12 protein-coding genes are annotated in these 13,267 nt (G+C 42.7%); 8 read left to right on the top strand and 4 right to left on the bottom strand.

Annotation, left to right across the window (positions count from 1 at the left end):
* Positions 1-38 precede the first annotated feature (38 nt).
* Both H8B17_RS06030 and H8B17_RS06025 read left to right on the top strand, forming a co-directional pair.
* Positions 39-1,037: a metallophosphoesterase gene (locus H8B17_RS06030; protein WP_190308219.1), complete on the top strand. Its 999-nt coding sequence runs from the start codon at positions 39-41 to the stop codon at positions 1,035-1,037.
* 20 nt (positions 1,038-1,057) lie between these two features.
* Positions 1,058-2,128 carry a phytase gene (locus H8B17_RS06025; protein ID WP_190308218.1) on the top strand — a complete coding sequence of 357 codons (1,071 nt, stop codon included), beginning with the start codon at positions 1,058-1,060 and terminating at the stop codon, positions 2,126-2,128.
* 64 nt (positions 2,129-2,192) lie between these two features.
* Here H8B17_RS06025 and H8B17_RS06020 read toward each other — a convergent pair whose 3' ends face one another.
* Complete coding sequence (locus tag H8B17_RS06020) at positions 2,193-3,644, bottom strand: glycoside hydrolase family 28 protein (RefSeq protein WP_190308217.1); 1,452 nt, start codon at positions 3,642-3,644, stop codon at positions 2,193-2,195.
* Between the two features lie 63 nt (positions 3,645-3,707).
* Positions 3,708-4,481 (bottom strand): alpha/beta fold hydrolase, encoded by a 774-nt coding sequence (locus tag H8B17_RS06015; protein WP_190308216.1) that lies wholly within the window; start codon positions 4,479-4,481, stop codon positions 3,708-3,710.
* 445 nt (positions 4,482-4,926) lie between these two features.
* Between H8B17_RS06015 and H8B17_RS06010 the strand changes: the two genes are divergently transcribed.
* The 5 genes from H8B17_RS06010 (at position 4,927) to H8B17_RS05990 (ending at position 10,925) form a co-directional block, all read left to right on the top strand.
* Positions 4,927-5,487: a helix-turn-helix domain-containing protein gene (locus H8B17_RS06010; RefSeq protein WP_223816378.1), complete on the top strand. Its 561-nt coding sequence runs from the start codon at positions 4,927-4,929 to the stop codon at positions 5,485-5,487.
* A 97-nt stretch (positions 5,488-5,584) separates the two neighbouring features.
* On the top strand, positions 5,585-7,807 hold the full coding sequence (locus H8B17_RS06005; RefSeq protein WP_190308214.1) for a heavy metal translocating P-type ATPase: 2,223 nt from the start codon (positions 5,585-5,587) through the stop codon (positions 7,805-7,807).
* A gap of 69 nt (positions 7,808-7,876) precedes the next feature.
* A complete protein-coding gene (locus H8B17_RS06000; protein ID WP_190308213.1) occupies positions 7,877-8,098 on the top strand; it encodes a heavy-metal-associated domain-containing protein in 222 nt (73 codons plus the stop codon).
* A gap of 22 nt (positions 8,099-8,120) precedes the next feature.
* Positions 8,121-8,546: a heavy-metal-associated domain-containing protein gene (locus H8B17_RS05995; RefSeq protein WP_190308212.1), complete on the top strand. Its 426-nt coding sequence runs from the start codon at positions 8,121-8,123 to the stop codon at positions 8,544-8,546.
* A 27-nt stretch (positions 8,547-8,573) separates the two neighbouring features.
* A complete protein-coding gene (locus H8B17_RS05990) occupies positions 8,574-10,925 on the top strand; it encodes a multicopper oxidase domain-containing protein (RefSeq protein WP_223816407.1) in 2,352 nt (783 codons plus the stop codon).
* On the opposite strand, the gene H8B17_RS05985 is transcribed toward H8B17_RS05990, so the two are convergent.
* Positions 10,919-11,365 (bottom strand): hypothetical protein, encoded by a 447-nt coding sequence (locus H8B17_RS05985; protein WP_190308210.1) that lies wholly within the window; start codon positions 11,363-11,365, stop codon positions 10,919-10,921. The genes H8B17_RS05990 and H8B17_RS05985 overlap by 7 nt on opposite strands.
* 179 nt (positions 11,366-11,544) lie before the next feature.
* Here H8B17_RS05985 and H8B17_RS05980 point away from each other — a divergent pair, with 179 nt between their 5' ends.
* Entirely contained in the window at positions 11,545-11,691 is a 147-nt protein-coding gene (locus H8B17_RS05980; protein WP_190308209.1) for a hypothetical protein, read from the top strand.
* Between the two features lie 479 nt (positions 11,692-12,170).
* On the opposite strand, the gene H8B17_RS05975 is transcribed toward H8B17_RS05980, so the two are convergent.
* Positions 12,171-13,241, bottom strand: a complete 1,071-nt coding sequence (locus tag H8B17_RS05975) for an MAC/perforin domain-containing protein (RefSeq protein WP_190308208.1) — start codon at positions 13,239-13,241, stop codon at positions 12,171-12,173.
* Positions 13,242-13,267: the final 26 nt, after the last annotated feature.

Raw genomic sequence — 13,267 nt, 5'->3', positions numbered from 1 at the left:
AAAATAATGCGGTTGGTTTTGGTTATAAAAAAATGCATATGAAAAGACTTCTTTTTGCCACGATCATTTCCTTCAACTTGTTTTTCGCATTCGCGCAGACAACGCCATTCGATTACGAGAAGCAAACCGGATATAAAGGCAATAACATCCCGGATTTAACCTATTTGGAAGACAGCTACAGTTTTTTGGTACTCGGAGACTTTGGGCGCGTGGGCGATTATTACCAACAGGATGTAGCTCGGGAGCTAGGCCATGCCGCTATTGTCGCGGAAGCAGAGTTTATTGTTTCCGTAGGCGATAATTTCTATCCCAACGGTGTCGCGAGTACCACGGATTATCACTGGATTTCCTCCTATGAATCCATTTACAAGGATCCAAGCTTATACTGCGATTGGTACGTAGCCTTGGGAAATCACGACTACCGCGGAAATGTACAGGCACAAATTGACTATTCGGATGTAAGTAGAAGATGGAATATGCCAGCTCGCTATTATAGCAAAACATTCGAGATAGACGATAACGAAAAAATGCTCCTTGTTGTTATGGATACGAATCCGTATATCGACGGTTATCATGAGGATCCTGAAAAGTATGCAGACTTGGCCAAGCAGGATACCGCTCTACAAACGCAGTGGTTGATTGAGCAACTCAACACAACGGATCCACAAGTGAAGTGGAAAATCGTCGTGGGCCATCATCCTTTATATTCCGGAGGTAAACGGAAAGAAAGCGAAGACACGAAATTGTTTGAACAGAAATTCGCTGGCTTATTTGATCAATACAAGGTTGATGCCTATATCTGTGGACACGAGCATGATCTCCAGATTATCAAGCCACAAAATCGTTTTACCACGCAATTCCTTTCGGGAGCAGCGAGCGAGGTACGGGCATCGGGCAAGCGTGATGGGACTATTTTCGCCGCGGCTGAGCCTGGCTTTATGGCATTCTCCATATTAGATAACAAGATGCTTATCCAGAGCGTCCAAGCAACGGCGACCGGCGCAAAAGTGCTACACAAACATGAACTAACAAAATAAAAACCATAAAACACATGACGATGAACAAATTTCTTATTTCACCCCTATTGGCTCTATTGGCCCTATCTTGTCAAGATCGCATGGCTCCGCTAGCAGACAACGCCATTAAGCCGACCATTATTACAGAGCCTACGCCACATGACACAGATGATCCTGCTATTTGGGTAAACGCCGAAGATCCGATACAAAGTCTGATTATTGGAACCGACAAGGAAGTTGGCGGCGGATTGTATGTGTATGACCTACAAGGCAAGATCGTAAACAAGTACATTGATATGGAACGTCCGAATAATGTGGATGTTGCTTATGGACTCCTGATTAACGGGAAAAAGACGGATATAGCGGTGACTACCGAACGTAAAGCGCACCGCCTCCGCATTTTTTCACTACCGGATTTAACGCCTATCGATAATGGCGGCATTCCGATTTTCGAAGGAGAGACCGGAGAGGAGGAACGGGACGGCATGGGAGTAGCGCTCTATACGAAACAGATTGACTCTGCCCAGGTAGAAATACAAGCGATTGTGGGGCGCAAGACCGGGCCTTCGGGCAGCTATCTATGGCAATATAAGCTATCCGGAAACGAGGATGGCACGGTATCCGGCGAGGTTATCCGTAAATTCGGTACATACAGCGGGAAGAAAGAAATTGAAGCCATCGCCGTCGACAATGAATTAGGGTACGTCTATTACTCGGATGAAACGGTAGGTGTTCGAAAATACTATGCTGATCCCAAAAAAGGGGACGAAGAGCTGGCTTTTTTTGCGCAGAACGATGCACAGCGGGATCATGAAGGTATCGCAATTTATAAGAACGATGACAAAACAGGGTATATCTTGGTTTCAAACCAGCAAAACAATACTTTTTTAGTCTATAAAAGAGAAGGTGAATCGACTAATCCACATGAACATACATTGATTGCAGATATTCCGGTTTCGACTGTAGAGTGTGACGGTGCGGATGCATTGAATGTAAATTTTGGAAATCAATTTCCCAACGGCGTATTTGTGGCAATGAGTAACGGCAATGTATTCCACCTCTATGATTGGAATATTTTACAAGATTGGATAGATCAGCATCCTGTACAATAAAAATATAAATGGCGGTGCATAAGAAATGTCCGCCATTTATTTTTCTTATGGGATACTCTCCCAGTTAAAAGGTTTCAAACTCAGCTCCAGATGACGATTGCACATCCTCTTCCGTTACCAACTTTCCATTGATCGTTACATTATCAAACTTCATCCCTTTCGTATAGTTCGCCTGAATAGGTACATCTACCCCCTCGATATTTGAATTGATAATTTTAAGATTTTCTGCTGGAGATTCTTCATAAGCGTTGATCAACACGCCGAACTTCCCTCCTTGTTTTACATTCAAGTTCTCTACGGTAATATTACGTACTGTAGGCATAAAATCGCCCGGGTTTTCGTAATACATATCTACTAGGACTGCCGCCTCTTTGTAGGTGCCCACTTCAATATTACGCACATAAATATCTTCTATGATCCCACCGCGGAGCGAACTCGTTTTGATCCGTAGTATCCTGTCGAGCTCGGGGCTATCCATCTTGAGGTTTTGCGCAAAAATATTCCTTGCACCGCCAGATATCTCGCTACCCAGTACAATACCACCGTGTCCATCCTTCATCTCACAATTTTCGATGATATGGTTTTCTGCAGGACGTCCGATCTCGCGACCATCTTCGTTTCGACCCGATTTTATAGCAATACAATCATCTCCCGTATCAAAATAACAATCTGTTATCAACACATTTTTGCTGGATTCTGGATTACAACCATCATTATTTGGTCCATGTGTCACCACACTCACATTACGTACGGTGACGTTTTCACATAGTACCGGGTTAATATTCCAGAACGGTGCATTAATGATTTTCACATCTGCAATCAGAATATTGGAAGAATTATAAGGTTGAATAAACGGTGGACGCAAGAAATGTCCGTCGCCGTATATACGCTTTTCTACAGGAGTCCTATCTTTTACGTCCTGCGTCAGTTTCTTAACAGCAGCCAGCTGGTTATCCATCCCTTCAACCCAACCGTGCTCTTTCTTCGCTTTCCATGGCCACCAATGTTCGTTATTGGCATTTCCATCGAGGACACCATTTCCGGTAATAGCAATATTTTCTTGACCATAAGCATAAATCAAAGGCGAGTAGTTCATACACTCCATTCCTTCCCAACGCGTCTTCACCAGCGGCTTATAGTCTGCCACATCCCGGCTGAACAACAATTTTGCGCCATCTTCCAGATGTAGGTTGACGTTGCTCTTCAGATGGATTGCACCGGTTAAAAACGTGCCTTTAGGAACGATCACTCGTCCTCCCCCATCGGAATGACAGGCTTCAATAGCTCCGTTGATCGCTTTGGTGCTTAGCACGGTGCTATCTAAACCAGCACCGTATTCCGTAATGACAAAATCTTTCGCAGCGAAAGTGGGTTCCACAATCAACGCGCGTATGCTATCGGCTGTTTGCCACGCCTTGTCCGTTTCTTGTACTTGTTTGTTTTGGGTCTCTCCGCAGCCTACCAATAAACCAATAGGTATAACGACGGAGCACAATAAATTACGTACTTGCTTCATATATAGTTCACTTGGATAAAGGCCGAAGATAGGAAAATTTTGTTACATATATACCGTTGTACGCTAGCCTAAAAATTGGGCAACCAGTTCATTGAACGCTTTCGGATTTTCGGCTTGCACCCAATGCCCCGCTTTAGGAACCGTCTTGACGACCGAATTCGGGAACATCTCTTTGATCATCGGATAGTCTTCTTCCAAGATATAATTTGATTTCTCGCCAGACACGAATAGAGTCTCCCCTTCATACACGCCAGGCTCTACCCCCACCGTGATAAATTCAGCGTATTTTTCCGTGAGCGTTTTTAGATTAAAACGCCAGTCTAACGTACGGTCTCCCTTAATATATACGTTTTTTAGCAAAAATTGAATAACACCGATTTCATCCAAATATTGGCGCAGTTGGTTTTCTACATCTCCGCGATTACTGGCTTCGCCAATCGTCACCGCCTTCAATGCTTCAATTATTTTTTGATGATGTGGAGGATAAGCTTTCGGAGCAATATCCACAATAATCAGCTTACGGATATTTGTCGACTTAGAAACCGCATATTGCATAGCTGCTTTCCCCCCAAGGGAATGTCCAAGAATATCGACCTCGCTCAATTGATGATGTGAAATATAAGCCTCTAAATCATCGACCATGGCCACCAACGACATCTCTTCACTATGAAAGCTATGCCCATGGTTACGCAGATCCAGCAAATGAATCGGTCTCTCCTGACCAAATTCACGGGCAAAGGATCCCCAGTTATCAGACATTCCAAATAAGCCATGCATAACTAATAGCGGTGTACCAGGTTTATCTTCTCCGTATATTCGTGAATGTAAAATTTCCATAAGGGGTAAAGATAAGGTTTTTCATTGTTCTTTTTTCTCTCAAAAAAGAACCAAAAAAGTCGTCGCTTCGGATATTTGAGAGGAATGGATAGTACTAAGGATGAATTGGTGCAGTTGTAAAACATTTGGATGCGACCTTAAGGGTTAAGGAGGGATAGTGCGAATGCGTAACTAAAAGCGTTTTATATAGCATGGCAATTACTTATACTAAAATGACCTTGTACTTTTCTGCGTCCATTTTTATGTAGACTATTCCGTATAGAACAGAATGTTGTTTGAACGAAGTGAGTTTCATTCTGTTCAGGAATAGGAGAATAAAAATAGCAGAAACGTGCTCAGTCTTGATTTTTTTGTTTCTTTTTTTATCAAGAAAAAAAGAAAAGAGAATCCCATTATTCTTCGTTATTTTGCATAATAGCTATAGGTTCGTATAATGTATAAAAACATGACGATATACATCAAAAACATGGTATGCAACCGTTGTATCATGGTTGTTCGACAAGAGGTAGAGAAACTCGGTTTCCATATACAGGCGATAAAATTAGGAGAAGTGGTGTTGACGGAGGCATCGGCGCAAGTACAGTTAGGTAAGATTGCAGACGTTCTGGAGCCACTCGGATTTGAGTTAATAGACGACAAAAAGAGCCAACTCATTGCGCAGATAAAGGCCATCGTTATAAAATGGGTTCGCGAACAAGATGGAGAACGTACGGTTAACCTCTCCGATGTTTTAGCCGATGAGCTCCATCATGATTACAACTACCTGTCTAACTTATTCTCCGAAGTCGAAGGTATCACGATCGAAAAATATCACATCGCGCAAAAAATAGAACGGGTGAAGGAATTATTGGTGTACGATGAGTTGTCGTTAAGCGAAATCGCTTATCAGCTGGGCTATTCCAGTGTAGCCTATCTGAGCAACCAGTTTAAGAAGGTTACCGGCCTATCGCCCAGCCATTTTAAAAAAATTAAAGAGGATAAGCGTAAGCCGCTAGATGAAGTATAATGTATGTAAATCTTACAACTCTTTCCCGAAATAGTGTAAGATCCTATCAACTCTTTATGCCGAACTTTGTTGATAACAACAAGAAAGGTATAAAGCTATGGCTACAAATAATAAACAAACGGCGGTAAAAGAATCATTTCCGGTCTTGAATATGACCTGTGCAGGCTGTGCTGTAAGTTCCGAAAGCACCGTTAAAGCAGTGCCGGGAGTATTGGACGCTGCGGTAAACTTTGCCAATGGCACCCTTACCGTTGAATACCAGCCGGAGACGACCAGCCCTATGACTATGCAAAAAGCGTTGCAAGCGATAGGTTATGATTTGCTCTTGGAAGATGAAAGTACGCAGCAGGAAACCCTCGAAGCCATTCATGAGAAAAAATATAAAACGCTAAAAGACAAAACGCTTTGGGCAATTATTCTATCACTTCCGGTGGTTGTGATCGGCATGTTTTTTATGGACATGCCCTATGGCAATGAAATTATGTGGTTATTCTCTACTCCGGTCGTCCTATGGCTGGGAAGGGATTTCTTTATCAACGCCTGGAAGCAAGCCAAACACCGTTCGGCGAATATGGATACACTCGTCGCAATGAGCACGGGGATCGCCTATATCTTTAGTGTCTTTAATATGCTGTACCCAGATTTCTGGCATAGCAGAGGACTAGAAGCACATGTCTATTTTGAAGCGGCCGCCGTTATCATTGCATTTATTCTATTGGGCAAATTATTAGAAGAACGAGCCAAGGGAAACACCTCCACGGCCATCAAAAAGTTGATGGGCCTACAACCCAAAAATGTTGTCGTCATCCTTCCCGACGGAACCGAAAAAGAAATGGCTATTGAAGACGTCCATGTGGACGACGTGATTTTGGTAAAGCCGGGTGAAAAGATCGCCGTAGACGGTATAGTTACCTCCGGGAATTCATACGTCGACGAAAGCATGCTCAGCGGCGAACCTATCCCGGTGCAGAAACAAGAAAACGAAAAAGTCTTTGCCGGCACCATTAACCAAAAAGGAAGCTTCCAATTTAAAGCGACCAAGGTAGGCAAAGAAACAATGCTTGCGCAAATTATCAAGATGGTGCAGGATGCACAAGGCAGTAAAGCGCCTGTACAAAAGCTGGTCGATAAGATAGCCGGTATATTCGTTCCTATCGTTATGGCGATTGCGTTGCTCACTTTTATCTTATGGCTCGTATTAGACGGAAATGAAGGTCTTGTGCATGGTCTTCTAGCTGCTGTTACTGTTTTGGTCATTGCCTGTCCATGTGCATTGGGTCTTGCAACGCCTACGGCTATTATGGTAGGCGTTGGAAAAGGGGCTGAGCGGGGTATTTTAATTAAGGACGCGGAAAGCTTAGAATTGGCCCAAAAGGTGGACGCCATTATTCTGGATAAAACCGGTACCATTACCGAAGGTAAGCCAGAAGTGACGGACGCACACTGGCTTCGCGATGGCGGTATCGACAAAAATATATTATTTAGTTTGGAGAAACAATCCGAACATCCCCTAGCCGACGCCGTCGTAAAACATTTGGAAAACAGCCAGACGCTTTCGTTATCTTCCTTTGAAAGCATTACCGGGAAAGGTGCTAAAGCAACTTACGAAGATGAAAATTACTATGCGGGCAACAAAAAGCTATTGACGGAAAATGGGATCCAAATTTCACCCAAACTCCAGCAACACGCCGACACGTGGAGCACCCAATCTAAAACGGTTATTTGGTTTGCTAATCGTACAGAAGCGCTTGCCGTATTGGCAATCTCCGATAGAATAAAAGATACTTCGGCCGAAGCTATCCAACAGCTCCAGGAGATGGGCATCGAATTATATATGCTTACCGGCGACAACGAAGCAACTGCCAAAGCAATTGCAGCGCAGATAGGAATCGCCCATTATAAAGCCGAGATGTTACCGCAGCATAAGGCAGACTTCGTTAAGGAGTTACATCAGCGAGGAAAGGTAGTTGCTATGGTAGGCGACGGTATTAACGATAGCACCGCTTTGGCAACCGCCGATGTGAGTATCGCTATGGGGAAAGGAAGTGATATCGCGATCGATGTGGCGAAAATGACCATCATTTCCTCCGATTTAAAGAAGATACCCGAAGCGATCAAATTATCTAAACAGACCGTGGCTACTATCAAACAGAACTTATTTTGGGCTTTCATTTACAACCTAATTGGCATCCCAATTGCAGCAGGTATATTATACCCGATAAATGGGTTCCTGCTCAACCCAATGATTGCCGGTGCGGCGATGGCATTGAGTAGTGTAAGCGTGGTAAGTAACAGTTTACGGTTGAAATGGAAGAAGTAACGTTGCACCAAACGTAAACAACTACAGATAATAAATATAATTCACACACATAATTTACAATGGAACATCATGGAAAATAAAACTTTTAAATTCAAAACAAACATCAATTGTGGCGGATGCGTATCTGGTGTAACACCATTTCTAAATGGACTGGATGGGGTAACCAAATGGGACGTAGACACCGACAATAAAGATAAAGTGTTAACCGTTGTTGCAGATACGGCGACGGAAAAAGAGGTTATAGATTCGGTTCAGAAAGCGGGCTTTAAAATAGAACCGACGCAAGTTTAGTAAACGATAAAACAATAAAAAAATGAAGAGATTATCTTATATTATCACGACATGTTTCGTCCTTTTATCGACGCTATCGATCGCGCAGATAAAAAATGCAAAAACCGAGACCGCGAAAGTCAATGGCAATTGCGGTATGTGCAAGCGTACAATCGAGAAAGCAGGTAATGTAAAAAATGAAGCACAGGTTGTTTGGGATGCCGATAACCAGCGAGCTTCTATTACCTACGATGCAGAAAAGACGACAGTGGACACAGTCTTGAAACGTATTGCACAAGTGGGCTATGATAATGAAAAATATTTGGCTCCTGATGATGTCTACAGTAATTTACATGACTGTTGTCAATATGATCGTAAATTGAAGCAATCGAAGCCCAAAACAAAGACCGATGAGCATTCGCAACATGATCACCATCAAGGTTCATCACATCAAGGAAAACATCATTAAAAAATAACAATATTTAAAAAGATGAATATGTTTAGTCGGTATCTATCCTTCCTGTTCCCTCTCCTTTTATCTGTTTCGTTTACTTTTGCCCAAAACGTCGTCCGATACGATCTATACGTGACGGATACACTGGTTAACTACAGTGGAAAAGAAAGACACGCCATTGCCGTAAATGGACAGATTCCGATGCCGACATTGATCTTTACAGAAGGCGACACCGCCGAAATCGTCGTGCATAACCAGCTTAAAGAAAGCACCTCTTTGCATTGGCACGGTGTACAGCTACCCAACCGAGAAGACGGTGTACCATTTCTTACCCAAATGCCTATACCTGCGGGGGCAACTTACACTTATCGTTTCCCTGTAAAGCAAAATGGTACCTATTGGTACCACAGCCACTCTGGCTTTCAGGAACAGATAGGCATGTATGGTGCTATCATTTTTCAGAAACGCAAGGATGACCGTAGCTTTCGGAAGGGAATTGACGACATACCGACCATCCCTGTGGTTTTGAGTGAATGGACGGATCTCCACCCGCATCATGTACAGCGTATGCTGGGTACGGGGAACGATTGGTTTGGTATCAAGAAGAATACGGTACAAAGCTACGCCGAGGCAATCAAGGCAGGTCATTTTAAAACAAAAGTAGTGAATGAATGGAAGCGTATGGAAGCTATGGACGTTAGTGATGTTTATTACGAAAAGTTTTTGATAAACGGCACGAGCGAACAACAACTTTCCCAGTTTAAAGCAGGGGATCGCGTGCGCCTCCGGGTTATTAACGGTGGTGCCTCTTCCTATTTTTGGATGACCTATGCCGGCGGCAAAATAACGGTCGTTGCTAACGACGGTAACGATGTGGTTCCCGTAGAAGTGGACCGACTGATCATCGGTGTATCGGAGACTTATGATATTATTGTCGATATTCCGGCAGAACATACCGCTTATGAGCTAATGGCAACAGCGGAAGATCGTTCCGGTTCTGCTTCTGTTTATATCGGCGAAGGTATTCGCCAGCTCGTTTCGCCTTTACCCCGTTTACGGTACTTTGAGGGGATGAAGATGATGAACGACATGATGAAGATGAACGGTGATATGGACGATATGGGCATGGATATGGGGCTTCAAAAGATGGATATGAACGCGGTGATGTATCCGGAAATCCCCGCAGAGGAGGGGCATCACGAGCACGGTGCAACCTCATCAGATGGTAATACACACCAAACGGAGCATGATCATCACCACGATGATAATGCAGCGCATCAGCAAGAACAGAAAAACGCTCATCATTACGCTCAGGAACATACATCTGATCATAACCACGTTAACCATAAACAACATAACGGACGCGAGCTATCATCCCAGAAAATGGTGACGTTAAACTATGCGATGTTGAAATCGCCTCACAAGACTACCTTGCCTAGTGATGCGCCTGTCAAGGAACTTCGATTTGAATTGACGGGGAACATGAATCGGTATGTATGGAGTATGGACAATAAGGTTTTATCCGAAACAGACAAAATCCCGGTGGATAAAGGAGAAGTTTTACGGATTATTCTATTCAATAACTCCATGATGCGCCACCCCATGCACCTGCATGGTTTTGATTTCCGTGTTCTGAACGGGCAGGGTGAATATGCTCCTTTAAAAAATGTGTTGGATATCATGCCCATGGAAACAGATACCATCGAATTTATGGCAAACACGGAAGGAGACTGGTTTTTCCATTGCCATATCTTATACCATATGATGGCCGGCATGAACCGTGTATTCGCGGTAGGTGATTATCAAAATGACTTGCTCCCCGATAAGGAAAAGGCTTATAAAGTGCTACAACGCGAAAGCAATATGCTGCATTTCATGGCCGAAAATGATTTTGCGACCAACGGTAATGACGGGCAAGCGATGTTGCAAAACACACGTTGGAGCTTAGGGACAGAATGGCGGTTAGGCTATCATGATATGCATGGTTATGAGGTAGAAACGCACTTCGGCCGGTATATCGGAAAAATGCAGTGGCTTATGCCGTTTGTCGGTTTCGACTGGCGCTATCGAAAAATGGGGCACAACGAACAGGAAAAGAATATGTTCGGACAGGTAAATAAGAAAGATAGCCGGAGTGCCTTTAGTGTAGGAGTCATGTACACATTACCGATGCTCATTAATTTTCAAGCGGAAATGTATCATGACGGTATTGTGCGGTTAGCCTTGATGCGTGAAGATATTCCTGTATCCAGACGACTGCGCGCAGGTTTTATGGTCAACACCGATAAAGAATATATGCTCGACTTACGGTATATCCTTACTCGGAATTTTGGTATCCGCACGCATTATGATAGCGATATGGGTTTTGGTGTAGGATTAGCCGTGAATTACTGATTTTCAAAATGAGATTCGATCAGCTTTAGCAGTTCTTCATAATCTTTGGGGTCGCTAGAGACCCCCTCATCCCTATAATAGTACTCGCTGCCATTAACCTGACCATTCCATACCTCCTTTTCTACATTGGCTTGCAGCATAAGCAGAACGCCCCCTCCTTCCCTTTCTCGCAATAATATATTATAAACTATTCTATCTCCCGTATTTTTACCAAATATGCCTGCCTTCTTTTTTTGAATACGTTTAATTTGAATAAATCCCACATCTTTTTCTATATTTTGGATGAAATAGTCACTCTCTGCCAATAGTTCCACTAATTCCTCGAATGCCGTTGCTTTATCGATATCCTTCACCATCATGGAAGGTAGCTTTGTTTGGCTGAAGCTAAATAGACTGGCCATCAACAAGCTTAATGCGATTCCGTATTTTTTGATAATCATGGTTAGGATACTATATTGCTATAAATAAAATGAATTACTCCCAGGTGTTTTCCTCTCTAATACTCCTTTGTATATTTGTGAATATATAGAATTCTATACATATAAAGAAATTTGGAAGTGAAAACTCACTTTTGACTCACAAACGTTTTGGATAGGTCTAAGCGATTATGTACGGTTACATGTCAATGCCGGCACGGAACATCTTTTCGTTGTCAGATGGGTTGTTGATCTTGTTCCGTGACTTTGTCGTCGATTACATGGACATCGCCGTTAAAGCAGACGGCATGTTTCACTTGAGCGGGGACAAATGGATTATGTCACTTTAGTTAGTCGCCCATTAGAGTGACGTAGCCGTTATGTCAAGCAACAAGTATATATTGTAACCCGTCAAAGCCGACAACTACTTTGCTTTGTTGATTATGTCACTGTACATAGCCGCTAACTACATTGCGGAAGGCTCTATGTAAATGTACAAAATGGCTATTTTCTCGGAATACGACTAGACACTACTTTCCAAGGCCTTTCACAAAACGTGATACCGCACCGTAATTACCTCCGTAGTTCGCTTGCTCAACAACACCATCATGCAGCTTGAATCTAATCCCGCATGTGATTATGCTGTCTCCATCCAGTGCTTTATAAGCATACGCTATAAGTGTTCACCCATCTTTAAGCGCTTGTTTACGCATCGGCGGGCCATACACAAGATAGACCTGATCTTCATCCTGTCCCTTCCATTCGCTCATATAATTATTGTAGCGACTGAACAGCGCACCTCAGGCTGTCAACAAGCGCATCTTGCTAGTTAGTTGTTCAACTTCACTTCATTCGCCTTAATATAGTCATTAATATAAACCTCTACCTTTTGTTTTTTCTCAGCATCTTCTATAAGCTCTGAAATAGGCAACAAGTTATCGAGACCATCAATATATACAAACCGATGATTATCTTCGTTGACACTTTTTGACCATTCCGAAATACTAACCTTTGGATTATAACCTCGCGTATTATCTATTACTATTTTAGATGGATCACCTCCAATTGCTTCGAAAGCGATTATCGGAGTACCCACATCCTTGAGCGCCGTTGAATCTATTGGATCAAAAGAGCCATAAAAAAATCCAAAACACTCACTTAGACCAAGGTTAAAACTGTTCTTCACAGCATTTTGTCTGTCTTTCCCTGTATATTCGGCTTGGTAATCTAAGCTTAGCTTAGCTCCGGTAAACAAAGAAAGTAACACATGTGTGCCATATTTTTCAACAAGTTCCGCTGGTTTCAGAGATTCGCTGTCGGTTTGAAAATTTTTGGTCAAATACCGTATCAAACGGTTTTCTCCGGGATTTCGAAATATTCTGAGTCGTTTGTGTTGTATATAGGTATCATACAGCCCATAAACGTATTTACTTCCTTTGGGATCGGTATTTGGAAAAGGATGTATGATATTGCCCTTAAAGTAATTGGTATCAGTCGTTTCATCTGTCAACCAATTTGTAAAATCCTCCGAATCGACGCCATAAACGGTTGTAAAACTCGCTTCACGAATAAATCGTACATCAAGACGGCTGGGATTGTCTTGTCCAAATGTCGGTGTATTAATTATAGCCTCTCTAACGGAACTCTTATGAGAATATTTACCGGTAACATCATAGCCAAACCCTAAAAAATTAAGCTCGCCATACCCTTCTACATCTGTCGTACTATTGCCCTCCGCGAGGTTCTTAATCACAAATTTGAGTTCTATTGGTTCTTCTAATGTTGGTTCTACGATTTCCGAATCCGTTATTTCAGGCTCATCTGACGTATTTTTCTCACAGCCGATGAAGCAACTAACCATTATCATCGTTAATGGAAGTATAAATTTAATCTTTATCATATTCTTTTGCTAGTTAGCCGAAATAA

The organism is Sphingobacterium arenae (assembly GCF_014692505.1).
Classification (GTDB): domain Bacteria; phylum Bacteroidota; class Bacteroidia; order Sphingobacteriales; family Sphingobacteriaceae; genus Sphingobacterium; species Sphingobacterium arenae.
The sequence above is the reverse complement of the archived record's forward strand: the minus strand, read 5'-3'. Positions and strand labels throughout refer to the sequence as shown.